The 23,054-nt window shown below is 73.0% G+C and carries 18 protein-coding genes and 1 pseudogene; 5 read left to right on the top strand and 14 right to left on the bottom strand.

The features are described from left to right. Window positions 1-12: 12 nt before the first annotated feature. From S1361_RS34675 to S1361_RS34665, 3 genes are read right to left on the bottom strand one after another with little or no spacing between them, the layout of a single operon-like run. Complete coding sequence (locus tag S1361_RS34675) at window positions 13-918, bottom strand: carbohydrate ABC transporter permease (RefSeq protein ID WP_208035789.1); 906 nt, start codon at window positions 916-918, stop codon at window positions 13-15. Further along, window positions 915-1,802 (bottom strand): carbohydrate ABC transporter permease, encoded by an 888-nt coding sequence (locus S1361_RS34670; RefSeq protein WP_208035788.1) that lies wholly within the window; start codon window positions 1,800-1,802, stop codon window positions 915-917. Before S1361_RS34670 ends, S1361_RS34675 begins: the two co-directional genes overlap by 4 nt. Before the next feature lie 6 nt (window positions 1,803-1,808). Continuing rightward, window positions 1,809-3,095: an ABC transporter substrate-binding protein gene (locus tag S1361_RS34665; protein ID WP_208035787.1), complete on the bottom strand. Its 1,287-nt coding sequence runs from the start codon at window positions 3,093-3,095 to the stop codon at window positions 1,809-1,811. Between the two features lie 266 nt (window positions 3,096-3,361). Here S1361_RS34665 and S1361_RS34660 point away from each other — a divergent pair, with 266 nt between their 5' ends. After that, the gene (locus tag S1361_RS34660) at window positions 3,362-4,393 is read left to right on the top strand and encodes a LacI family DNA-binding transcriptional regulator (protein WP_425088112.1); all 1,032 of its coding nucleotides are present in this window, start codon (window positions 3,362-3,364) and stop codon (window positions 4,391-4,393) included. Between the two features lie 106 nt (window positions 4,394-4,499). Beyond that, window positions 4,500-5,852 (top strand): amidase, encoded by a 1,353-nt coding sequence (locus S1361_RS34655; RefSeq protein WP_208035785.1) that lies wholly within the window; start codon window positions 4,500-4,502, stop codon window positions 5,850-5,852. Between the two features lie 155 nt (window positions 5,853-6,007). Here the strand turns inward: S1361_RS34655 and S1361_RS34650 are convergent, their stop codons facing one another. After that, on the bottom strand, window positions 6,008-6,181 hold the full coding sequence (locus tag S1361_RS34650; RefSeq protein ID WP_208035784.1) for a hypothetical protein: 174 nt from the start codon (window positions 6,179-6,181) through the stop codon (window positions 6,008-6,010). 452 nt (window positions 6,182-6,633) lie between these two features. Between S1361_RS34650 and S1361_RS34645 the strand changes: the two genes are divergently transcribed. After that, a complete protein-coding gene (locus S1361_RS34645; RefSeq protein ID WP_208035783.1) occupies window positions 6,634-7,029 on the top strand; it encodes a hypothetical protein in 396 nt (131 codons plus the stop codon). A gap of 40 nt (window positions 7,030-7,069) precedes the next feature. Here the strand turns inward: S1361_RS34645 and S1361_RS34640 are convergent, their stop codons facing one another. The 7 genes from S1361_RS34640 to S1361_RS34610 form a co-directional block, all read right to left on the bottom strand. After that, entirely contained in the window at window positions 7,070-8,587 is a 1,518-nt protein-coding gene (locus S1361_RS34640; RefSeq protein WP_208035782.1) for an SDR family NAD(P)-dependent oxidoreductase, read from the bottom strand. Between the two features lie 537 nt (window positions 8,588-9,124). Continuing rightward, a complete protein-coding gene (locus S1361_RS34635; RefSeq protein WP_208035781.1) occupies window positions 9,125-10,456 on the bottom strand; it encodes a wax ester/triacylglycerol synthase family O-acyltransferase in 1,332 nt (443 codons plus the stop codon). A gap of 148 nt (window positions 10,457-10,604) precedes the next feature. Then, window positions 10,605-12,926, bottom strand: coding sequence for a GH92 family glycosyl hydrolase (locus S1361_RS34630; protein WP_208035780.1), 2,322 nt, complete (start codon window positions 12,924-12,926; stop codon window positions 10,605-10,607). A gap of 132 nt (window positions 12,927-13,058) precedes the next feature. After that, a complete protein-coding gene (locus S1361_RS39965; protein ID WP_279577641.1) occupies window positions 13,059-13,190 on the bottom strand; it encodes a GNAT family protein in 132 nt (43 codons plus the stop codon). A gap of 249 nt (window positions 13,191-13,439) precedes the next feature. Then, window positions 13,440-14,660: a glucose-1-phosphate adenylyltransferase gene (gene glgC, locus S1361_RS34620; protein ID WP_208035779.1), complete on the bottom strand. Its 1,221-nt coding sequence runs from the start codon at window positions 14,658-14,660 to the stop codon at window positions 13,440-13,442. A 51-nt stretch (window positions 14,661-14,711) separates the two neighbouring features. Next, window positions 14,712-15,863, bottom strand: coding sequence for a glycogen synthase (glgA, locus tag S1361_RS34615; RefSeq protein ID WP_208035778.1), 1,152 nt, complete (start codon window positions 15,861-15,863; stop codon window positions 14,712-14,714). 40 nt (window positions 15,864-15,903) lie between these two features. Next, window positions 15,904-16,665, bottom strand: a complete 762-nt coding sequence (locus S1361_RS34610; RefSeq protein ID WP_208035777.1) for a (2Fe-2S)-binding protein — start codon at window positions 16,663-16,665, stop codon at window positions 15,904-15,906. Window positions 16,666-16,893: 228 nt separating this feature from the next. On the opposite strand from S1361_RS34610, the gene S1361_RS34605 reads away from it, so the two are divergent. Further along, complete coding sequence (locus tag S1361_RS34605) at window positions 16,894-18,051, top strand: DMT family transporter (RefSeq protein ID WP_208035776.1); 1,158 nt, start codon at window positions 16,894-16,896, stop codon at window positions 18,049-18,051. Here the strand turns inward: S1361_RS34605 and S1361_RS34600 are convergent. Further along, window positions 18,041-19,216, bottom strand: a complete 1,176-nt coding sequence (locus S1361_RS34600) for a transglycosylase family protein (RefSeq protein ID WP_208035775.1) — start codon at window positions 19,214-19,216, stop codon at window positions 18,041-18,043. The genes S1361_RS34605 and S1361_RS34600 overlap by 11 nt on opposite strands. 272 nt (window positions 19,217-19,488) lie before the next feature. On the opposite strand from S1361_RS34600, the gene gndA reads away from it, so the two are divergent. After that, window positions 19,489-20,928, top strand: a complete 1,440-nt coding sequence (gndA, locus tag S1361_RS34595; RefSeq protein ID WP_208035774.1) for an NADP-dependent phosphogluconate dehydrogenase — start codon at window positions 19,489-19,491, stop codon at window positions 20,926-20,928. A gap of 1,191 nt (window positions 20,929-22,119) precedes the next feature. On the opposite strand, the pseudogene S1361_RS34590 reads toward gndA, so the two are convergent. Together S1361_RS34590 and panD are read right to left on the bottom strand one after the other, a co-directional pair. Beyond that, window positions 22,120-22,442 (bottom strand): annotated as a pseudogene (locus tag S1361_RS34590) (GNAT family N-acetyltransferase); the annotation flags it as partial. Window positions 22,443-22,482: 40 nt separating this feature from the next. After that, window positions 22,483-22,902 carry an aspartate 1-decarboxylase gene (gene panD / locus S1361_RS34585; protein WP_208035773.1) on the bottom strand — a complete coding sequence of 140 codons (420 nt, stop codon included), beginning with the start codon at window positions 22,900-22,902 and terminating at the stop codon, window positions 22,483-22,485. Window positions 22,903-23,054 lie beyond the last annotated feature (152 nt).

The raw sequence follows: 23,054 nt of genomic DNA, 5'->3' as shown, positions 1-23,054 counted from the left end.
GTCGAGGAGGGTTCAGCCCTTGACCGCGCCCTCGCCGACCCCGCGGAAGAAGTACCGCTGGAGGCAGGCGAAGAGGACGATGAGCGGTGCCACGGCGATCACGGTCCCGGCGGCGACGAGGCGTTCGTCGTTGGCGAAGGTGCCGTGCAGATAGTTGAGGCCGATGGTCAGGGTGAACCTTGACGGGTCGCTCAGCACGATGAGCGGCCACAGGAAGTCGTCCCAGGCGCCCATGAAGGCGAAGATCGCGACGACGGCGAGGGTGCCCTTCGCCGACGGCAGGGCGACGCGCCAGAACCGCTGCCAGACGTCGGCGCCGTCGACGTAGGCCGCCTCCTCGATCTCGTAGGGCAGGTTGCGGAAGGCGCCCCGCATCAGCAGCACGTTCATCGCGCCGACGGCGCCGGGCAGCACGACGCCGATCAGCGTGTTGTTCAGGCCGAGTTCGCGCATGGTGGTGAACTGGGCGATGACGATGCCCTCGACGGGCACGAGCATCGCCAGCACGAAGACGAGGGTGGCCGCGCGCCGGCCGCGGTAGCGCAGCCGGGCCAGGGCGTATCCGGCGAGTGCCGAGCCGACGCAGTTGGTCACGACGCTTGCGGTGGCGACCTTCAGGGAGTTCAGGGCGTAGTCCCAGACCGGGATGGTGTCGGCGACCCGGCTGTAGTTGTGCAGGGTGGGGTGGCCGGGCAGGAACCGGGGCGGGGAGCTGTAGATGTCCTCGGTGGGGCCCTTGAGGGAGGTGGACAGCTGCCACAGGAACGGGCCGGCGGTCAGGGCGAGGACGGCGAGGAGCAGCAGGTAGCGCCCGATCAGCTCGCCGGCCCGGATCCGGCGGCCGTGCTCGTCGGTGACGCGCGGCTCGCGGACCTCGGTGGCCGGCCGTTCGGGCCGTACCTTCTCCAGGACGCTCACGACTCCTCCTTCCGGTCGGCGCGCAGTACGAGCAGCATCAGGGCGACGGTGACGGCGAACACGACGACGGAGAGGGCGGAGGCGTAGCCGACCCGGCCGGTGAGGCCGGTGCCGGTGCGCTGGACGAGCATGACGAGGGTGGTGTCCTCGCCGGCCGGACCGCCGCTCGGGCCGGCCATCAGGTAGACCTCGGAGAACACCTTGAAGGCGGCGACGGACGACAGCGCGGCGACCAGCACCATGGTGGAGCGCACGGCGGGCACGGTGACGGAGAGGAAGCGGCGCACCGGTCCGGCGCCGTCGACGGCCGCGGCCTCGTGCCATTCGCGCGGTACGTTCGCCAGCGCGGCCAGATAGATGATCATGTAGTAGCCGAGGCCCTTCCACACCGTGACCGCCATGGCGCTCAGCAGGAGCAGCCACTGGTCGCTCAGGAACCCGATCCGGCCGATCCCGACGGTCTCCAGCAGGGAGTTGACCAGGCCGCGCTCGTCCAGCAGCCACACCCAGATCAGCCCGACCACGACGATCGAGGCGACGACCGGGGTGTAGAAGGCGGAGCGGAAGAACGTGATGCCGGGGATGTTCTTCTGCACGAGCAGCGCGAGCAGCAGCGGCAGGACGACGAGGGCGGGTACGACACCGGCGATGTACAGGGTGCTGTTGCGCAGGCCGGTCCAGAACATGTCGTCGTGGAGCAGCTCGCGGAAGTTGGCGAAGCCGACGAAGCGGCCGGGGACCAGGGTGCGGCGGTCGGTGAAGGAGTTCCCCAGCGTGGAGAGGAACGGGTAGAGCACGAACGCGCCGGTGATCAGCAGTCCGGGCGCGGCGAACAGCCAGGGGCTGGACGGAAGCTGGCGCCTGATGCGGAGGGGGGTCGCCATGGCGGGTCAGCCCTGCCGGAGCAGCCGGTCGGCGGCGTTGACAGCGTTGTCGAGGGCTTCCTTCGGGCTCTCCTTGCCCTGGAGCGCCTTGGCGACCTCGTTGCGCAGCGCGGTCTTCATCTGCTCGCTGAACAGCACCGGCGTGTAGTTGACCGCGTTCTTCAGGGACTTGGCGGCGGCGACGCGTACCCGGGTCTCGTCGGTGCCGTCCTCCTTGGTGAAGTACGGGTCGTCGAGGGAGCCGGCGGTGCTCGGGAAGATGGCGACCTGCTTGGCGAAGGACATCTGGTGCCGCGCGTCGGTGACGAAGTGCGCGAAGGCGACCGCGGCCGGGGTGTGCCGGGTGCGGGAGTTGACCATCACACCCATCACGTACATGTTGACGTGCCCGGTGCTGGTGATCTGGTCGGTGATGCCGATGTTCCGGTACAGGCTCGGCGCGTTCTTCTTGAAGTTGCCGAGGTCCAGGGCGCTGCCGGGGTTCATGGCGACGGCGCCGGTGAGGAACTTCTTGCCCGCCGACTCCCCGGTGGCGGTCAGCGCCTGCGGGTCGAGGGCCTTGGCGTCGTACAACTGCTTGTATCTGGTGAGCAGTTCGACACCCTTGGCGTCGTTGAAGGTGAAGGCGGTGCCCTGCTCGTTCATCAGCGGGACGCCGTAGCGGCCGAAGTCCTCGATGGTGGGCACGTTGGCGAGGGTGGCTACCTTGCCGTCGCTCTGCCCGGCCATCCGCAGGGCGTCGGCGAAGAGTTCGTCGTACGTCTTCGGCGGCTGCTCCGGGTCGAGTCCGGCCTGCCGGAACAGCGCCTTGTTGTAGAAGAGCGGGCCGGTGTTGAGGTACCAGGGGAAGGCGTACATGCCTTTCTTGCCCGGTATTCGATGGCCGGCCCAAGCGCCCGGCAGGTACTCGGACCTGTACTGGGCGGCTGCCTTGTCGAGGTCGAGGGCGAGGCCGGCCTCGGCGAGCGGGGCGACCAGGTCCGGGGAGACGTTGACGACGTCGGGCAGGGTGCCGCCGGCCGCGTCGGCGCTGAGCTTGTCCGGGTAGCCCTCGGCGGGCTGGTCGACCCATTTCACGTGGGTGCCCGGATACTTGTTCTCGAAGTCGGCGATCAGGCTCTCGAAGTACGGCTTGAAGTTGGCGCGCAGGTTCCAGGTCTGGAAGGTGATGTCGCCCTCCACCTTGCCGGAGGCGTCGGTCGTACCGCCGTCGTCACCACCCGAGCCGCAGGCGCTCAGCGGCAGGACGAGGGCGACGGCAGCGGCGGTGAGGGCTCTGCGGGACATGGGCACGGGGACACGGCTCCCTTGCTGTTCCGGGGCTGGTTCGTGGCGTCAGAGACCTTGCCCGGGGCCTTCCGAGAAAGTCAATGGATTCACCGAGCTAAAGAAACAAGCCCTTCATCAGTGCAGGTCAGAGAGTTTTGTTCCGGACGCTTGCCGCAATTCACTAATGCGCTTTAGGGTCTTGACACCTCCACGCACTCAAGCGCATTAGCAATCACCCTCCGAAGGGGAGAGACGTGCCGACCAGACGGTCCCCCGCCCGCCGGCCCACGATGAAGGACATCGCCCGGCGCGCCGGGGTCTCCGAGAGCGCCGTGTCCTTCGCGCTCAACGGCCGCCCCGGCGTGTCCGAGGCCACCCGCGCCCGGGTCCGCCGGGTCGCCGAGCAGCTCGGCTGGCGCCCCAGCACGGCCGCCCGCGCCCTGTCCGGAGAGGGCGCGGCGACGGTCGGCTTCGTCCTGGCCCGCCCCGCCCACACGCTGGGCGTGGACTCGTTCTTCCTCCAGCTCGTCTCCGGCATCCAGGAGGTCCTGGCCGAGCGGCACCTGGGCCTGCTCTTCCAGGTGGCGCAGGACGTGAGCGACGAGTGCGCGGTGTACCGGCGCTGGTGGGCGGAGCACCGGGTGGACGGCGTCCTGGTGGCCGACCCGCGCGCCGACGACCCGCGCCCCGACCTGCTGGACGAACTCGGCCTGCCCGCCGTGGTGATCGGCGGCGCACCGGACGAACGCCACCCCGGTCTGTCCACCGTCTGGGCGGACGACGCGGGCGCGATGGCCTCCGTCGTGGACGAGCTGACCGCCCTCGGCCACCGGCGGATCGTGCACATCGCCGGCCTTCCGGACCTGGCCCACACCCGGCGCCGGATCGCCACCCTGCGCGCGGAGGCGGAGCGGCGCGGGCTGTCCGAGGTCCGATCGGTGACCACGGACTACTCCGACACCGAGGGCGCCGCGGTCACCCGCCGGGTCCTGAACTCCCCGGCTCCTCCGACCGCGTTGATCTACGACAACGACGTGATGGCGGTGGCCGGGGTCTCGGCGGCGGCCGAACTCGGCTGCCGCGTACCGGAGGACGTCTCCGTCGTCTCCTGGGAGGACTCGGCGCTGTGCCGCATGGTCGCCCCGCGGCTGTCCGCCCTGTCCCGTGACAGCGCCGAGTTCGGCCGCACGGCGGCCCGGGAGCTGCTGGCCCTGCTGGACGGCGCCCCGGCACGGGCGGTGGGGGTACCGGTGCCGCGGCTGACGGGGCGGGGCAGCACGGGTGCCGTGCGCCCCGGCAGCCCGGTCGGCACGGCGCCCTGATGGCCGGTCGGCTCCGGTCCGCCGGACGCGTCCTCTCGACGTACTCCGCCCGGCCGTGCAGAGTTCTCCTACCGTCGTCCGTACCGATGAGTAACGAGGAGTGCCCGTGAGCAGTTGGGCCGGCCGGAGTGCCGTCGAGATCGCCGCCGCCGTCCGTGAGAAGCGGGTCACGCCACGGGAGGTGGTGGCCGAGCATCTCGCGCGGATCGAGCGGCTCGACGGCCGGGTAGGGGCGTTCCGGAAGGTCCGGGCACAGGCGGCGCTCGCCGAGGCCGACGAGGTGGCCTCCCGCGCCGATCTGGACGGACTCCCGCTCGCCGGCGTGCCGTTGGCGGTCAAGGACAACCTGGCGGTGTGCGGCGAGTCCGCCCGCAACGGCTCCGCCGCCACCCCGGACGCCCCGGCCGGCGAGGACCATGTGACGGTGGCCCGGCTGCGTGCGGCCGGTGCGGTGGTCGTCGGCCTGACGAACGTGCCCGAGCTGTGCGTCTTCGGCACCACGGAGGGCCCGTACGGCATCGCCCGCAATCCGTGGGACCTCTCCCGTACGGCGGGCGGCTCCTCCGGCGGCAGCGCGGCGGCGGTCGCGGCGGGGCTGGTGCCGCTCGCGCTCGGCAACGACGGCATGGGCTCCCTGCGCATCCCGGCCGCGAACTGCGGGCTGGTCACGCTGAAGCCGGGGCACGGGGTGGTGCCGGCCGGGATCGGCAACGGCGACTGGTTCGGGATGTCGGAGAACGGCCCGCTGGCCACGACGGTCGGGGATCTGCGGCTGATGCTGGCGGTCCTCGCGGACAGGGAGTTCGCGCCCACGGAGGAGCGGCCCCGCCGGAGGATCGCCGCCGCGGTGCGCAGCCCGCTCGCCGGGGTCGGCGTGAGCCGGCCGTATACGATCGCGGTCCGGCAGGCGGCCGGGGTGCTGGCCCGGGCCGGGCACCAGGTGCGGCGGGCCGAGCCGCCGTACCCGCTCTCGCTCGGCGTGACCGCGCTGCGGCACTGGACGGCAGGCACGGCGGTGGACGCCGAGGGGCTGGACAGGACACGGCTGGCCCGCCGCACCCGGGTGCACGCGGCCGTGGGCCGCCCGTTCGTCCGCCGGGTCCGCACCGGCGAGGCCCGCGAACGGCTGCGGGCCCGGCTGACGCCGTTCTTCACCGAGTACGACGTGCTGCTCACCCCGGCGCTGGCCCGCCGCTCCCCGCAGGCCGGCCCGTGGCACGAGCGTGGCTGGCTGCCCAACGTGCTGGCGAACACCGCCTATTCGCCGTTCACCCCGCCGTGGAACCTGACCGGCTGGCCCGCGATGTCCGTCCCGGCCGGCACCCTGCCCTCGGGCGCCCCCTGCGCCGTGCAGCTCGTGGGCCGGCCGGGCACGGAGGCCCTGCTGCTCGATCTGGCCGAGGAACTGGAGGAGCTGAGCCCGTGGCAGCGGACGGCCCCCGTGACCGGCCGGACCTGAGGGCGGAAGCGGCCACGCGGGCCGCGGTGTGAAGGGCCCTGCCGCCGAAGAAGCCGGAACCGCGGCCGGTCCTCGGCCGCGGTTCGTGTGAACGGCATGGACGCGCGGCGGGAACGCCCCTGCGTGCGGCGATCGCGAAGCGTCCGGCCCGGGGGTCAGTCCACGCTCGGCAGGATGTGCGGCTCGGCGAGGTCGTCCTCGTAACCCGCGAGGCGGATCGGGGCGGACCGGGCCCACACGTCGAGACTGCCGAGTTCCCCGGGCCGGCGGCCCACGCGCTCCGGGTGTTCCTCGGGGCGCTGTTCGCGTTTCGTCTTCTCCGGTGTCACCGCGCACTCCTTATGTGTCGGGTCACCCCTCGGGGCGTACCGGACAGTCTGCGCTCCGGCGTTCGACGCCCGCTCGGGTCTGGATGGAAGGCCAGTTCGGACGCGGTGGCGCCGGTGTCTCTGTCGGAGCAGGCCGTGGTGGACCGGCTCACCCCAGGACGGACGATGGGTGTGGGTGGGACCCCTTGTCGCTGTCCGTCCCCTCCAGGTTAACCAGATGAGCGGGCATCCGCTCGATAGGGAATGCAAACAAGCGGTAACCGATACGCTTCCACCAGCCGCTCAATACCCCCTAATATGGGGCTTTTTGAAACAAGACGCTCACTCGTACGACCCGCGAATCACCCATGTGGCCTACAGGGGCGAACACCTCTTCAAGCGCTGTTGGCCGAGTGGCAAGCTCGCCATGGTCTGCTGGCGCGGCAACGGCTGTCTCGCGGAAGGACTGACGCATGGAGCTGCGCAGCGTCGAGGAGCTGATGGATCTGCTGTACGCCGGCCGGTGCCGGCACGCGCTGCGGACCGCGGCGCTGCTGCGCCGAAGCCGTCCCGCCGACAAGGAACTCCAGGTGGCGGGGCTGGTGCACGGCATCGGGCAGGTGCTCTGCCCGGGCGACGCGGCGACAGCGGCGCGGACCGCGGCCGAGGCGGTGCGCTCCCTGCTCGGGGAACGGGTGTTCCGGCTGGTGGGCGCGGACGCGGACGCCGCCGACGACGATGCGCTGCGGCTGCGCCAGGCCGCCGAGGAGAGCCGTACGGCCGGCTTCGACGCGGGCGTGCCCGAGGACTGGCGCACGGTGCTGGAGCTGGTGGCGAGCCGTCATGCGCGGCTCGACGCGGTCGACTGACGCCCGGCCGGCCGCCGTACCCCGCCACCCGCGCGGCGGCTCACCACTTGCCGGGCGCGTAGTCCTTCATGAAGACGCCGTACAGGTCCTCGCCCGCCTCGCCGCGCACCACCGGGTCGTAGACGCGGGCGGCGCCGTCGACCAGGTCGAGCGGTGCGTGGAAGCCTGCCTCGGCGAGGCGCAGCTTGTCGTAGTGGGGGCGCTCGTCGGTGATCCAGCCGGTGTCGACCGAGGTCATGAGGATGGCGTGGGTCTCGAACATCTCCTGGGCACTCGTCCGCGTCACCATGTTCATCGCGGCCTTGGCGGCGTTGGTGTTGGGGTGGCCCGCGCCCTTGTAGCCACGGCTGAAGACGCCTTCCATGGCCGAGACGTTCACGATGTACGCCCGTCCGCTCGCCGCCTTCTTCGCGGCATCGGCCATGGCCGGGCGGAGCTTGCTGATCAGGATGAACGGCGCCGTGTAGTTGCACAGCTGGGTCTCCAGCAGCTCCACGGGGGAGATCTGGTCGATCGTCTGCACCCAGGTGTTGCTGTCGACGACGTCGGGGAGCAGGCCGCCCGCGTCGATGGCTGTGCCGTCGAGGTGCCGGGCGACGCTGGCGTTGCCGGCGACCAGCGCGAGGTCGGCGACCTTCTGGGCGTCCAGGCCGCTGGTGCCCAGGGGCAGCGCTGCCAGGCCGTCGACCGCGCCGGAGTTGAAGGCGCCGATCACGTGGTGGGCGGGCAGCTCCCCGGCGGGCAGCGGGGCGCTCTCGCCCTCGACCAGGGCGGCGTAGGCGGAGGGCAGGCGGCGTACGGTCTGCGTGGCGTTGTTGATCAGGATGTCCAGCGGGCCCGCCTCGGCGACCTGATCGGCCAGGGCGACGGCCTGGGCCGGGTCGCGCAGGTCGATGCCGACGACCTCCAGGCGGTGCATCCAGTCCGCCGAGTCCTCCATCGCCTTGAAACGGCGGATGGCGTCCTTCGGGAACCGGGTGGTGATCGTCGTGTGCGCGCCGTCGCGCAGCAGGCGCAGCGCGATGTACATGCCGATCTTGGCCCGTCCGCCGGTGAGCAGGGCGCGCTTGCCGGTGAGGTCGGCGCGGGCGTCCCGCTTGGCGCGGTTGACGCGGGCGCAGTCCGGACAGAGCTGGTGGTAGAAGTAGTCGACTTCCACGTATCGCGCCTTGCAGGTGTAGCAGGAGCGCGGGCGCTGGAGTATCCCCGCGATCTTGCCGGCCTCGACCTTGGAGGAGGGCAGGATGCCCTCGGTCTCGTCGTCGATGCGCTCGGCGGAGCCGGTGGCGGTGGCCTCCGTCACGGCGCGGTCGTGCGCGGTCTTCGCGGCCCGGCGCTCCTGGCGGCGGCGCTGCTTCACCGTCCGGTAGATGTGCGAGGTGGCCCGGCGGACCGCGATCGCGTCGGGGTGGTCGACGTCGAGCCGGTCCAGCTCCTGCAGCACGCTCAGGCAGACGGCCAGCCGCTCGGGGTCGATACCGGGCCCGTGGACCAGCTCGTCCACGGAGGCCTCCGTGGGCATGTCCATGGACGCCGAGCCGTCCTCTGTCACCGTCATCGCGCTGCCGCTTCCCTGATCACCCGCGCAGCGCTCCGACTCGCGCCCGCTTTCGAACAGCGGATTTTACGGAGCCCCGCCCCCGGAACCAAACCGCTCCGCTCCCCGAACCCGGCGCCCCGGATCCGCCGAGCCTCGCCCACACGCCGCCCGGGGCCATCCCTCCGGGCGCCCACCGAGGCCCGCCGACGCTCCACCACACACCCGTCCCCCACCGACGGGCCGTGCCGCACATCGGGTGCCGGTGCGGGTGCGGGTGAAAGGTGCAGGTAGGCCGGCGTGCGCCGTCACCGGGCCCGGGTGGGACGGCGCACCCCCCACCCCGGGCCGTCCCACAGCACCCGACGACAGCGCACACCCACCCCGGGCCGCACCACCCTCACCCGACGACGGCCCACCCGCACTCCGGCCCCCCACCACCAGGCACCGCACCCGAAGCCCTCGGCGGCGTGTCCGCGCGACGGGGGTCGCGAGCCCCCGGCGACGGTGTTGTCCGCGTGGTGCGGGCGGGAAGCCGCGTCCGGACGGAAGCCGGTGTCAGCGGTCGCACACCGCCAGCAGTGTCTCGACCTCCGCCGACACCGCGTGAGCGAACCGGTCCAGGTCCGGCACCGCCCGCGCATCGGCGACCAGCCCGTAGTGCACGCGCCCGCGATACGTCGAGATCGCCACCGCCAGTGCCTGCCCGGGCGCCAGCGGAGCCAGCGGATACACCTCGGTCAGCTCGTGCCCGCCGAGCCGGAGCCCCAGACCGGGCAGCGGCACGCTGGTGACCAGGATGTCGAACCACAGCCGGGCCGCCTGCCCGACCAGCGGCCCGCCGAGCCGGTGGCCGAGCGCCGGCACATGGTCGGCGAGCAGCGCCACCGCGCCGGCGCCCCGGTTGGGGCCCGCGTCCTTGTTGCGCACCATCGCCGTCCGCACGGTCTCCAGCCGGCCGAGCGGGTCGGGCTCGTGCACCGGAAGCCGCATCAGGTACCCGGAGAGCCGGTTGCCCTGCCGCTGGGCGGCGTGCGGGCGGCGCCGGGAGACGGGGATCAGCGCGCGGGGCGCCACGCCCTTGCTGCCGTCGCCGCGCTCGTCCAGCCAGCGCCGCAGCGCCCCGGCGACGACGGCGATGAGGACGTCGTTGACGGTGCCGCCGGCGCTCTTGCGCACCCGGTGCACGTCGTCGATGTCGAGGACGACCCCGGCGGTGCGGCGGGTGCCGCTCGACGCGGAGGCCAGCGCGGCGGTCGGGCGCATGCCGAGCGTGGACAGGGCGAGCGAGGCGCCGATGTCCAGGACCTGGCCGACGTCGGACAGCGCGCCCCTGATCAGCCCGGGCACCCGCGCGGGCAGCCGCCGCACGTCGGACAGCAGGCCGTGCGGCGGTTCGATGGCGCGGGGCGCACGCTCGGGCAGGTCGACGGGGTCCAGCACGCCGGCGGCGAGCTTCAGCGCGCGCAGCCCGTCGGCGAGGGCGTGGTGGAACTTGAACAGCACGGCGAAGGACACCCCGTCCTCGCCGGGCAGCACATGCGCCTCCCACGGCGGCCTGCCGCGTTCCAGCGGGCGCTCCATCAGCCGGCCGGCGGCCGCCTGGAAGTCGCCGGTCGGAGCGTGCAGCCGTACGTGGTTCAGCGGGTCGAAGTCCGGGTCGCTCTCGCGGGTCGCGCCGCCGAAGGCGAGCGGCTGCCAGGTGTCGCGGATACGCATCCGCAGGCCGGGTACGGCGGCGGCGCGGGCGGCGAGCAGGTCGGCGGCGTGGGCGCCGGCGGTGGGCGAGTGCGCCGCGAAGACACCGAGCGCCCCGAGGTGCATCGGGTGCCGGTCGGACTCCATGTTCCAGAAGGCCAGGTCGAGTGGAGCGAGCAGGTCGGAAGTCAAGGGCTTGCCTCACGCGTGCGGCGACGGGCGGATCAGCAGTCAATCCCGGCTGGTCGATTACGGTCAAGTACGATCACGCTACGCTCAGTTAACGTCAGGTTAAGTCCCGCCCCCGGTGAGGGCGGCGGGACTCAGGAGACACCTGAGGTCACCTCAGAACGGGCGGCGCCGCTTCGGGTGACGTACCCCACTCCGACGGGCGCGGGCCGACCGTGAACGCCAGCGAGCGCAGGGAGCGCAGCGCACCGGTGGTCAGGTAGGTCCGTCCGTGCGGTGTCCCGTCCGTGTGCACGGCCTGGACATAGCGGTCGGCGGCCGAGGTGCCGGGCGCGGTCACCGTCAGCCGGCCGCCGGGCCAGTAGCGGCGGTCCAGGGCCAGGTCGACGCGCTCGAAGACCGGGGTGGTCAGGCCCCAGGTGTCGTAGCCGGGCTGGACCGGGAAGAGCCCGATGGACGACAGGACGTTCCAGGCGGACATGGTGCCGAGGTCGTCGTTGCCGGTCATGCCGGTGGGGCTGTCGGTGAACAGGGTCAGCGCCGCGTGCACCACGTCGGTGGTCTTCCAGGGCTGGCCGGTGGACAGGTACGTGTAGGGCGCGACGAGGTCCGGCTCGTTCATCGGGTTGTACACGGCGGCGTTGTAGTACGCGTACGGGTCGCCGTGCACCCACACCTCGCGGGCGGTGCGCTCCGGGTCGGCGAGCAGCCGGTCGTAGGCGAAGAAGGTGTCCAGGCGGACGTTGGCCGCGCTCGTGCCGCCGATCAGGCCGACCATGCCCGGGACGTCCTGGGGCACCAGCCACTGGTACTGCCAGGCCGTGCCCTCGTGGAAGCCGGTGCCGCGGGCCGGGTCGGGCGAGCCGGTGAAGGCGCCGGCGGCGTCGCGGGCGCGGAAGAAGCCGGTGGCGGGGTCGAAGACGTTCCGGTAGTTGCGCGAGCGGGCGGCGTAGCGGGCCGCGTCGTCCGCGTGCCCGAGGCCGCGGGCCATCTGGGCGAGCATCGCGTCGGCGAGCGCGTACTCCAGGGTGACGGAGGCGCCGTGGTGGTAGTCGGAGTCGCCCATCTTGGCCAGCGGGCGGTCCTTGATGTAGGGCGCGAAACCGTTCGCGATGTACTCGGCGTTGGCCTCCCGGCCGATGCCCGGGTACTCGGCGGGCGGCACCCCGTCGGCGTTCTTCTTCAGCGCGCGGTAGGCCCGCTCCTCGAAGCCCTTGAGCAGCCCCATCCGGTAGGCGGTGGTCAGGAACGGGGTGACCGGGTCGCCGCTCATGACGTTCGTCTCGACCGGGCCGTACCCCCACTTGGGCAGCCACCCGCCGTCCTCGTCGATCGCCACCACCGACCTGGCCATGTCCCGGGCCTCGCGCGGGGCGAGCAGGGCGAGCAGCTGGGCCTGGGTGCGGTAGGTGTCCCACAGCGACCAGTTCTGGTAGTACGTGAAGCCCTGGGCGCGGTGGGTACGGCGGTCCCAGCCGAAGTAGCGGCCGTCGGCGTCGCTGCCGGTGTTGGGCGCGAGGTACGACCGGTACAGCGAGGAGTAGAAGGTGCGGCGCAGCGCGGGCGTGCCGCCCCTCACCCGGACGGCGGAGAGCCGGGCCTCCCACTCCTCCCGGGCCCGGTGCCGTACGGCGTCGAAGGACCGGCCGCCCTCGGCGCGCAGGTTGCCGGCGGCGCCGCGCGAGTCGACGTACGACAGGGCGGTGGTCGCCTCGACCGTGCGGTCCTTGGTGGTGTCGAAGCGGACGTAGGCGCCGCCGGCCCCGCTCCGGGCGCCCGGCGTGACGGTCCCGCCGTCCCAGGCGCCGTAGGCGGTGAAGGGCCGGCTGAAGCGGGTGATCGTGTACACCGTGTAGGGGCCGCTGTCCCGGCAGAAGCCGTGGCCGGTGATCTCGGTGCGCACGGTGCGGTCGTCCAGGATCTGCACGGAACTGCTCACCGGCTTGTGCAGCGACTGGGCGGCGTTCAGCAGGACGTTGGCCTTGTCGGTGGCCGGGAAGGTGTAGCGCTGTACGCCGGTGCGGGCGGTGGCGGTCAGTTCGGCGCGGATACCGGAGGCGAGGCCGACCCGGTAGTAGCCGGGGCTCGCCTGCTCGTCGTCGTGCGAGAAGGCCGCCGCGTACCGGGCGTAGTCCGTCTGTGTGACGTCGCCGGTGGTGGGCAGCACGGGCAGGTCCCCGCCGATCCGGCAGCCCACGCCCGAGAGGTGGACCAGGGAGAAGCCGCGGATACGGTTCTGCGCGTAGTCGTAGCCGGTGTTGTGCCCGGTGTCCGGGGAGAGTTGCACCATGCCGAAGGGCACGGCCGCGCCGGGGAAGGTGTTGCCCTCGTTCTGGGTCCCGATGAACGGGTTGACCAGGTCGGTGAGGTGGCCGTCGGTCCGCTCGGCGGCCCGTGCGGCGGGGGTGGCGATCAGCGCGGACGCTGCCATCACCCCGGCCAGGCACAGCCGCGTGCGCCGGGTCCCTCTCATGTCGGATGACCTCCGCTGATTGGACATCGTTGCCTGCATCCTGGACGGCGGAGGCCGAAAACCCGGGCATTCATGGATATTTCCATGGAACGCGTCGCGCGGGCGCGCAGAGAGCCGAGAGCTGATGGGCGGTCAGAGGGCCGGCCTGAAGCCCTCGTGGCCGGCGGCGAACCCCAGCCCGGTGGAGAAGCGGTGGGCGTCCTCGCGGTTCTTGTTGCTGGTGAGCTGGACGAGCGAGCACCCGCGTGCCCGTGCTCCGGTCATCGCGTGCCCCATCAGGATCCGGCCGCGCCCGCCGCCCGCCCGGATCCGCACCGCCTCGATCAGCGCCCGCTCGGCACCGCCCCTGCCGAGCCCGGGGCGTACGTCGCCTGCAGGCAGCCCACCACCGTGCCGGTGCCGTGCTCGGCGAGGACCAGAACCTCGTTGCGCGGGTCCTGCTCGATGGCGGCGAAGGCGCGCTCGTGTTTCTCCCTGCGAAGGCAGCGGGCACGGCGTCGGCCCCAACGCCCGCTACGGCACCCGCTGCCCCTTGCCCAGTGCGATGACGCCGCCCTTGGAGACGGTGTACAGCTCGGCGTCGCGCTCCGGGTTGACGCCGATCGTCGCGCCGGGCGGCACCTCGACGTTCTTGTCCAGCACGGCACCGCGCACGACCGCTCCCCGGCCGATGTGCACGTTGTCGTGCAGCACCGAGCCCTGCACGACCGCGCCCGGGTCGACCCGTACGCCCGGTGACAGCACGGACCGGGTGACCTGACCGCGGATCAGGCAGCCCGCGCTGATGATGGACTCGCTCGCGATGCCGCCCGCGTTGAACCGGGCCGGGGACAGCTGGTAGGAGTGCGTGTAGACAGGCCACTGACGGTTGTAGAGGTTGAACGCGGGGCGCTCGGCGATCAGGTCCATGTGCGCCTCGTAGTAGGCGTCCAGGGTGCCCACGTCCCGCCAGTAGCCCTGGTCACGGCTGGTCTCGCCGGGCACGTGGTTGTCACTGAAGTCGTACAGCTGCGCCTCGCCGCGCGCGGTGAGCTGGGGCAGGATCGAGCCGCCCATGTCGTGCACCGACTGGCTGTCCTCGGCGTCCCGCTGCAACGCCTCGATCAGGGCCTTGGTGGTGAAGATGTAGTTGCCCATCGAGGCGAAGACGGTCTCCGGGTCGTCCGGGAGCCCCGGGGGGTCCGCCGGCTTCTCCAGGAAGCGCTCGACACCACGGCCGTCCGCGCCCGGTGTGATCACCCCGAAGGAGGAGGACTCCGCCCGCGGCACCCGGATGCCGGCCACCGTCACGCCCGCGCCGCCCTCGATGTGCTGCGCGAGCATCTGCCGCGGGTCCATGCGGTACACGTGGTCGGCGCCGAACACGGCGACGTACTCGGGCTGTTCGTCGTGGACGAGGTTCAGCGACTGCAGGATCGCGTCGGCGCTGCCCAGGTACCAGCGCGGGCCGAGGCGCTGCTGGGCCGGAACCGGGGTCACGTAGTTGCCGAGCAGGTTGGACATCCGCCAGGTGGTGGTGATGTGCCGGTCCAGCGAGTGCGACTTGTACTGGGTGAGCACACAGATGCGCAGCACGTCGGCGTTGACGAGGTTGGACAGGACGAAGTCGACGAGCCGGTAGGTGCCGCCGAAGGTGACGGCCGGCTTGGCGCGGTCCGCGGTCAGCGGCATCAGGCGCTTGCCCTCGCCGCCCGCCAGCACGATTCCTAGTACGGAAGGCCCTCCACGACGCATGGCCGCTCCCCTCACCGTGGTTGAAACCATGGCTGCCCCGAGCAGACCGGACTAAGCCTGCTTGAGGATCTCCTCGTACAGCCCCGCCGTGCGGCGGGCCACCGCGTCCCAGCCGAACTCCCGCACCGCGCGCTCCCGTCCGGCCTGCCCCATCCGCCGGGCCGCGTCCGGGTCGCCGAGGACGGTGTCCAGCGCCCGGGCGAGCCCGGCCTCGAAGCCGTCGTCGACCTCGACCAGGAGACCGCTGCGGCCGTCCGCCACGACCTCGGGGATGCCGCCGACCCGGGACGCGACGACCGGGATGCCGCAGGCCATCGCCTCCAGGTTGACGATGCCGAGCGGCTCGTACACCGAGGGACAGGCGAACACCGCGGCGTGCGTCAGGAGTTGGACCACCTCCACGCGCGGCAGCATCTGCGGGATCCAGAACACGCCCGCTCGCACCCGGCGCAGTTCCTCGAACAGCTCCCGGAACTCCCGCTCGATCTCCGGGGTGTCGGGCGCGCCCGCGCACAGCACCACCTGGGCGCCGGGGTCGATGTCCCGTACGGCGCGCAGCAGATGGGGCACGCCCTTCTGCCGGGTGATCCGGCCGACGAACAGGACGTACGGGCGGGCGGGGTCGATGCCGTGCCGGGTGAGCGCGTCGGTGTCGTGGTCGGGGCGGTACAGCCGGGTGTCGATGCCGTTGTGCACGACGTGGACCCGGGCCGGGTCCAGCGCCGGATAACAGGCGAGGACGTCCTCCCGCATGGCACCCGAGACGGCGATCACGGCGTCGGCGGCCTCGATCGCGGTGCGCTCGGCCCAGCCCGACAGCGCGTACCCGCCGCCGAGTTGCTCGGCCTTCCAGGGGCGCAGCGGCTCCAGCGAGTGGGCGGTGACCACATGGGGGATGCCGTACAGCAGCTTGGCGACGTGCCCGGCGAGATTGGCGTACCAGGTGTGGGAGTGGACGAGTTCGCGGCCTTCGAGGCCGGCGGCCATGGCGAGGTCCACGGAGAACGTGCGCAGCGCGTCGTTGGAGCCGTCGAGGGCGGACCAGGGGCGATGGCGTACGACACCGACCCCGCGCCCCTCGCCCCAGCAGTGCACCTCCAGGTCCACCAGGGCGGCCAACTCGCGGGCGAGGAACTCCACATGGACACCGGCGCCACCGTACACATCCGGGGGGTACTCCCGGGTCAGCAGTCCCACACGCACCCGGCAACCCCCTGGTCTCGGCGGCACGTCCCCCTCATGGTCACCCAGATGCGCCGCCCGCGGAAGAGCGCGGGGAGGAGCGCGGCGGCCGGGCGAGGCAGCAGTCGCCGCAGAGCCCGCCGCCGGGGACCCGGTAGTACAGGCAGCAGCTGCGGCGCCGGAAGACCGTGCCGTCGCGGATGCCGGTGGCGTCCAGCAGGGGGTGGGCGAAGAGTTCGCCGGTGAGCGCGCGGGTGCGGGCCGCCACGTCGGTACGGCCGTGGGCGCGGGCCCAGCGGCTCAGTTCCCGGGCGGTCGCGGCGAGCGCGGACCCCGCGTTGCCCCACAGCAGGCCGGACGCGACGCCGTAACGGGCCCGCAAGGTCGCCGTCAGGGGCTCCAGATGGCCGTGCAGCACGGTCGCGGCGAGCGTGGCCGCGTCCCCGGGCAGCGCGCGCGGCTCGGTGAGCCACAGGTCGTCGGGGGCGGTGGCGCGGGCGTCCCAGCGCAGCAGGCGCGGATCCAGGTCGGGCACCCGGCCGTACAGGACGGCGCAGCCGAGCGCCGCCGACCACAGCCGGGCGGCCAGGCCCTGATGGGCGAGGGAGGCGGCGACGCGCGGCTCGGCGGTCCGCAGGCGGTCGGCGACGGTGGCGACCCGCACGGCCACGGGGTTGCGCCGGGGGTCCGATGTGCCGCCGGCGTAGCCGTCCGCGAGGGTCGGCAGCCGCCACGGCCCGGCGCCGGCCGTACCCGGCAGCGTGCGCAGGACGAAGAAGCCGCCGAGCGGGCGCAGCGCGGTGAGATCGGGGTCGAGGTCCACGACAGGCACTAGTACCAGGCGTGCCGCCGGGGCGAGCGGGCGGGTGTGCACCCTGCGCCACCCGACCAGGGGATGATCAACCGACCGGTGTACTCCATCGGCAGTAGGACGCATTGGGTGCTCAGGTACGACGACGTACGGCGCGCGGGCGGGCAGAGTGTGGGCCATGGAAGCCGACCGCACGCCGCGCCGCAGCGAGCACGCCCAGGGCACGCAGAGGAGACACGGATGAGTGCCCTGGCGTTGTCCGTGCTCCTCTCGGTCGTCTCCGCCCTCGCCTACGCGGGCGGAGCGATCGTGCAGGAGCAGGTCGCGGTGGCCTCCCCCGGCCGCGGGTACCTCCCGCTGCGCCGGCCCGGCTGGTGGGGCGCGCTGGGGCTCAACGGTCTCGGCGGCGTGCTGCACGTGGTGGCGCTGGCCTGCGGGCCGCTCAGTCTGGTCCAGCCGCTCGGCGCGCTGACCATCGTCTTCGCGCTGCCCCTGGCGGCACTGTGCGTCGGCCGCCGGGCCGGCGCCGCCGCCTGGCGCGGCGCCCTCATGACCACGGCGGGCCTCGCCGGCCTGCTGTCCCTGGTCGGCTCCTCCGCCGCGCACTCCCTCGCCCCGGCCCAGCGGCTGGTGGTCGCGCTGGTCACCGGCGGGGCGGTGGTGGCGCTGCTGTGCGCGGGCCTGGCCGCGCACCGGCATCCCGCGGTGCGCAGCGTGCTGCTCGCCACCGCCTCCGGCACCGCCTTCGGCATGTCGTCGGTGTTCACCAAGACCGTGGCCGTCGACTGGACCCACGGCATCGGCCTGGGCGGCCTGTCCTCGCTCACGGTCATCGGCCTGTTCACCATGGCCGGCGTCCTGCTGTCCCAGGCCGCCTACCGGGGCGGCGGCCTCGCCGCCCCGCTGGCCACCCTGACGGTGGTCAATCCGGTGCTGGCGGCCGCGGTGGGCATCCTGATGTTCGGCGAGACGTTCCGCTACGACACCACGGGCACCGTGCTCGCCCTGGGCTGCGCGGTGGTGGCGGCGGGCGGCCTGATCATGCTGACGACGGAGCGGATGGAGCGCGCGGCGGCCACCGCCGGGGGGTCACCGGCCGTTGCTTCGCCGCCCGTCCCTTCTGCGGCCACTGCGCAGACCCGTCCGGGCGTGCCGCGGCAGCGCGGGACCACGGGCACCGGAGCGGGCCCGGCCGGACCCGCCGAGACCGGCGCCGGGCCGGACGGACCGGCGCCGCGCGGGCCGCTGCTGCCGGGCCCGGCCGGGAACGGCCCGGACGCCGACGGTGGCGGACCACCGGCCGACGGCGTGCTGCCCGCCTCGTACCCCGCACCGCACCGGAGCGTTCCCGTGCCGCTGCCGGTCCTGGACCGGCAGCGCAGCCGCGTCAGATCCTGACGCCGCCGGCCCTCAGGTAGGCCAGCGGGTCGATGTCCGAGCCGAATCCCGGCCCCGTCCGCACCTCGAAGTGCAGATGCGGGCCCGTGACGTTCCCGGTGGCGCCGGAGCGGCCGATGCGCTGGCCGGCGGTGACGCTCTGGCCGGTCCGCACGGAGATGGCCGACAGGTGGGCGTACTGGGTGTAGCGGCCGTCGGCGTGCCGGAGCACCACCTGGTAGCCGTACGAGCCGCCCCAGCCCGCGGCCACGACCCGCCCGGCCGCCGCCGCCTTCACGGAGGTGCCGGTGGGCACCAGGAAGTCGACGCCGGTGTGGTAGCCCTTCGACCAGTGGGAGCCCGCCACGTGGTAGCCGGTGCCGACGGACGCGGTCACCGGGGCGACGAGGGCGTGCCGGGCCGGGGGCGTGGTGCGGTGCCTGGTGGGGTGCTCCGAAGGCGTCTTCTTCTTCGGGGACTTGGGAGGCGCGGGGCGGGTGGGGGTGCCGTTCAGGCTGAGCCGCTGCCCCGGCATGATCAGGTCGGGATTGGCACCGATGGTGGTGCGGTTGCCCGCGTACAGCGCGTGCCAGCCGCCCGGCACGTGGTGGTCGCCGGCGATGCCGGAGAGGGTGTCGCCGTGCACCACGGTGTACATCTCGGCCCGGCCGGCCCGGGACTGCGGGGTGATCTGCGGCTGTACGTCCTTGACGGAGCCGGAGCCGGAGCGGGCGGAGCCGGACTTCGCGGAGCCGGATTTCGCGTGGCGTGCGGAGGTGTTCTCGGTGTGCACGTCGGGGGCGGCTCCGCCCCGGGTGAGCCCGGCCCGTACCGAGCACACCGGCCAGGCGCCGGGCCCCTGCCCGTCCAGGACCTTCTCGGCGACGGCGATCTGCTCGGCCCGGGTGGCCTGGTCGGCGCGCGGCGCGTACCGGGCGCCGCCATAGGCCTCCCAGGTGGACTGCGTGAACTGCAGCCCGCCGAAGTAGCCGTTGCCGGTGTTGATGCTCCAGTTTCCGCTGGACTCGCAGGCTGCGACCTTGTTCCAGGTGGCCGCGTCGGCGGCGTCCGCGGTGCCGGCGGCGACCAGCGGGAGCGCCAGGCCGGCACCGCCGGCCGTGACGGTGAGTGAGGCGCGGTTGATCCTGTTCGGCTGGTACCGGCGGTGCCGGCCGCGTACGGCCATGTCCGAAATCCCCTCGGCATGCGTCAGGAGCGGCAAAAGTAAGCGCCGCGAACAGGCCATGACAAGACGGTAAATCGGCCTCCCGTCCGGTCCAAATGGCCAAGAACGGCCCCTCCTTGAGCCGGCGGGCCGGTGGCTGAGGCGAAAGGCCGCCCCGCCGCGTACACATGCGTGGCGGGTCGGATGTGCGCTCGCCGAAGCGGCACGTCAGGATGGGCGAGGACCCGTACTGACGGAGCCGTAGTACACGAGGCAACCAGGGAGCAGGCGGTATGAGCACTTCAGCGCAGATCGGTGTCACGGGCCTCGCGGTCATGGGCCGCAATCTCGCCCGGAACTTCGCGCGCAACGGCTACACGGTCGCCGTGCACAACCGTACGGCGTCGCGGACGAAGGCGCTGGTGGAGGAGTTCGGGCACGAGGGCGACTTCGTCGCGGCCGAGACCGCCGAGGAGTTCGTGGCCGCCCTGGAGCGGCCGCGCCGTCTGGTCATCATGGTCAAGGCCGGTCAGCCGACGGACGCGGTGATCGAGGAGTTCGCCCCGCTGCTGGAGCCCGGTGACATGATCATCGACGGTGGCAACGCGCACTTCGCGGACACCCGGCGCCGGGAGAAGGCGCTGCGCGAGCAGGGCATCCACTTCGTCGGCATGGGCGTCTCCGGCGGCGAGGAGGGCGCGCTGCACGGGCCGAGCATCATGCCGGGCGGTCCGAAGGAGTCGTACGACTCGCTGGGCCCGATGCTGGAGAAGATCTCCGCGAAGGCCGCGGACGGCGCCCCGTGCGTCACGCACGTCGGCCCGGACGGCGCCGGTCACTTCGTGAAGATGGTGCACAACGGCATCGAGTACGCCGACATGCAGCTGATCGGCGAGGCGTACCAGCTGCTGCGGGATGTCGCCGGGTACACGCCCGCGCAGATCGCGGACATCTTCCGCACCTGGAACACCGGCCGGCTGGACTCGTACCTGATCGAGATCACCGCCGAGGTGCTGTCCCATGTGGACGAGGCCACCGGCAAGCCGTTCGTGGACGTGGTGGTGGACCAGGCCGAGCAGAAGGGCACCGGCCGCTGGACGGTGCAGATCGCGCTGGACCTGGGGGTTCCGGTGTCCGGCATCGCCGAGGCGGTCTTCGCCCGCTCCCTGTCGGGCCACGCGGCCCTGCGGGAGGCCTCCCGGGGGCTGGCCGGGCCGCAGGCGTCGCCGCTGGGCGAGGCGGAGGCGGCGGCCTTCGCCGACCGGGTGGAGCAGGCGCTGTACGCGTCCAAGATCGTGTCGTACACGCAGGGCTTCCACGAGATCGCGGCCGGCAGCGAGGAGTACGGCTGGGACATCGACCTCGGTGCGGTCTCCGCGATCTGGCGCGGCGGCTGCATCATCCGTGCGGCCTTCCTGGACCGCATCCGCGCCGCGTACGACGCCCGGGCCGGGCTGCCCAGCCTGCTGTCCGACGAGACGTTCGCGCGGGAGATCGCCGACGCGCAGGACGACTGGCGCGAGGTGCTGATCGCCGCGACCCGGCAGGGCGTGCCGACGCCCGGCTTCGCCGCGGCGCTGGCGTACTACGACGCGCTGCGGGCCCCGCGGCTGCCGGCGGCGCTGACGCAGGGGCAGCGGGACTTCTTCGGCGCGCACACGTACCGGCGGGTGGACCGGGACGGCTCGTTCCACACGCTGTGGGGCGGGGACCGGTCCGAGGTGTCCGCGTAGCACGGACGACCGGGGCGCGGGCACGGGCTGCATACGACATGCGGCTCCCCGCGCCCCTCGGCGTGTCCGGGGCGTTCTCCGACCGAGGGGCCGGGGCGGGCACGGCCTTCGTGAGGGGCGGCACGGGTTCCGCACCGGGCACGGGGTGTGCGCGGCTGGGCGCCCCTCCGGGAGATCCCGTGTCTCAGGCGCGGGGCGGGTCCGGTTCCGAGTTGGTACGGGCCGGTGAGAGGCGGATCCGGTTCCGCACCCGGCACCGGGTGTGCGCGGCTGGGCGCCCCTGCGGGTGACCCCTGTCCCAGGCACGGAAGGAGAGGCCCGGCCTCCCGGTCAGACGCCGACGGGGCGTGCCCGACGACGCGGCTCCGTGTCCCAGGCGCGGGGCGGGCCCGGTTCCGAGTTGGTACGGGCCGGTGAGAGGCGGATCCGGTTCCGCGCCCGGCACCGGGTGTGCGCGGCTGGGCGCCCCTCCGCGTGACCCCGTGTCCCAGGCACGGAAGGAGAGGCCCGGCCTCCCGGTCGGACGCCGACGGGGCGTGCCCGACGACGCCGTCCCGTGTCTCAGGCGCGGGGCGGGCCCGGTTCGAGTTGGTACGGGCCGGTGAGAGGCGAATCCGGTTCCGGACCGGGCACGGGGCATGCGCCCCTCCGGGTGACCCCCTGTCCCAGGCACGGTCCGGCCTCCCGGTCGGGCGCCGGCGGGGCGTGCCCCTCGACGCGGTTCCGTGTCTCAGGTGAGCGGTGGGCCCGGTTCCGGGTTGGGTACGGGCTCGGGGCCCGGCGGGATCGGGGACGGGGACGGCTCCGGGGGGCCCGGGTGGGGCGGGGCCGGAGGCGGGGTCGGGTTCGGACCCGGCGCGGGCGGGGTGGGCTGCGGAGCCGGCTCCGGCGGCGGGACCGGGCTGGGGTACGGATCGGGCGGGGTCGGTGTCGGGCCCGGACCCGGTGTCGGGCCCGGCGGGACCGGGTCGGGGTGCGGGTTCGTCATGGTGTCCTCCGGGCAGTCACGGCACGTCGCCTCTGGACTACTCCCCCGCCTACCCTTCGCCCGCGCGGCCACTCACCCGAGGGCAGCACCGGAGGGGTCCAGGTGGGTGGCAGCCGCGAGCACGGGACCGGCCTCCGGGACGCGCCCGGGGTCGGGCAGCGGGGCCCCTCCGGGACCGCCGACCACTCAGAACCGGCCCGGGGGGCGCGTAGCCGGTTCTTCGCGGCCGACTGCAGGGTCGGGCCGGCCGGCGGGGCCGGCTCGGCGTGGCGTTCGGCCCACTTCACGACGTACGGGCACAGGGGCGCCACCGGGACGCCCTCGCGCTCGGCGAGGGCGTACGGCTCGCGGGCGAGGGAACCGCCGATTCCCTTCCCCGCGTGGTCAGGCTCGACGATCGTGTGGACGGGGACCAGGGCGCGCGCGGGCGACTCCGGCACGAAGTCGATGCGGCCGACGACTTCACCGTCTCCGACGGCCTCCAAGCGGCCCGCCCCCGGTCGTCGCGGATCTCGGTCCCGCCCATGGGCACGCACGCTCCTGGTCCGCGGTCCTCGGTCCGCCGGTCAGGCCCCCACGGCCTGCGGGCTGCGCTGCTGGTCCGAACCGGGCACCGGCTCGGACGGGTCGGCGCCGAGGGACACGATCCGGTTGCCGGCGTCGACATGCACGACCCGGGGCCGCAGCTCGCGCGCCTCCGCGTCGGTGACCTGAGCGTAACTGATGATGATCACCAGATCACCGGGCTGCACCAGATGGGCAGCGGCCCCGTTGATCCCGATGACCCCGGACCCGCGCTCCCCCTCGATGACGTACGTCTCGAGCCGGGCCCCGTTGGTCACGTCGACGATGTGGACCAGTTCCCCGGGCAGCAGGTCGGCCGCGTCGAGCAGCTCGGCGTCGATGGTCACCGATCCCACGTAGTGCAGGTCGGCCTGGGTGACGGTGGCACGGTGGATCTTGGACTTGAACATGGTACGCAACATCGGGGCACTCCCACAAGTAGGCTCCCTGCCTGCGTTTTTGCAGGTCAAGGGCTGTTTCCACACCCTACAACGAGTCGCACGTTCGGGCAGCTTTCCCCAGGTTTTTCAGGACTCACGCTGACCACTTGCTGACTTTTCTGACGCCTCGCCAG

It is taken from the genome of Streptomyces cyanogenus, assembly GCF_017526105.1.
GTDB lineage: Bacteria > Actinomycetota > Actinomycetes > Streptomycetales > Streptomycetaceae > Streptomyces > Streptomyces cyanogenus.
Note: the sequence above shows the minus strand (reverse complement) of the source record. Positions and strands in the feature narration are given on the sequence as shown.

Coding starts and splice junctions, on each gene's coding strand:
- S1361_RS34670 (WP_208035788.1), bottom strand. CDS start 1,802: ATGGCGACCCCCCTCCGCATCAGGCGCCAGCTTCCGTCCAGCCCCTGG.
- S1361_RS34630 (WP_208035780.1), bottom strand. CDS start 12,926: ATGAGAGGGACCCGGCGCACGCGGCTGTGCCTGGCCGGGGTGATGGCA.
- S1361_RS34605 (WP_208035776.1), top strand. CDS start 16,894: ATGAGTGCCCTGGCGTTGTCCGTGCTCCTCTCGGTCGTCTCCGCCCTC.
- S1361_RS34660 (WP_425088112.1), top strand. CDS start 3,362: ATGAAGGACATCGCCCGGCGCGCCGGGGTCTCCGAGAGCGCCGTGTCC.
- gndA (WP_208035774.1), top strand. CDS start 19,489: ATGAGCACTTCAGCGCAGATCGGTGTCACGGGCCTCGCGGTCATGGGC.
- S1361_RS34600 (WP_208035775.1), bottom strand. CDS start 19,216: ATGGCCGTACGCGGCCGGCACCGCCGGTACCAGCCGAACAGGATCAAC.
- panD (WP_208035773.1), bottom strand. CDS start 22,902: ATGTTGCGTACCATGTTCAAGTCCAAGATCCACCGTGCCACCGTCACC.
- S1361_RS34640 (WP_208035782.1), bottom strand. CDS start 8,587: ATGACGGTGACAGAGGACGGCTCGGCGTCCATGGACATGCCCACGGAG.
- glgC (WP_208035779.1), bottom strand. CDS start 14,660: ATGCGTCGTGGAGGGCCTTCCGTACTAGGAATCGTGCTGGCGGGCGGC.
- S1361_RS39965 (WP_279577641.1), bottom strand. CDS start 13,190: ATGACCGGAGCACGGGCACGCGGGTGCTCGCTCGTCCAGCTCACCAGC.
- S1361_RS34645 (WP_208035783.1), top strand. CDS start 6,634: ATGGAGCTGCGCAGCGTCGAGGAGCTGATGGATCTGCTGTACGCCGGC.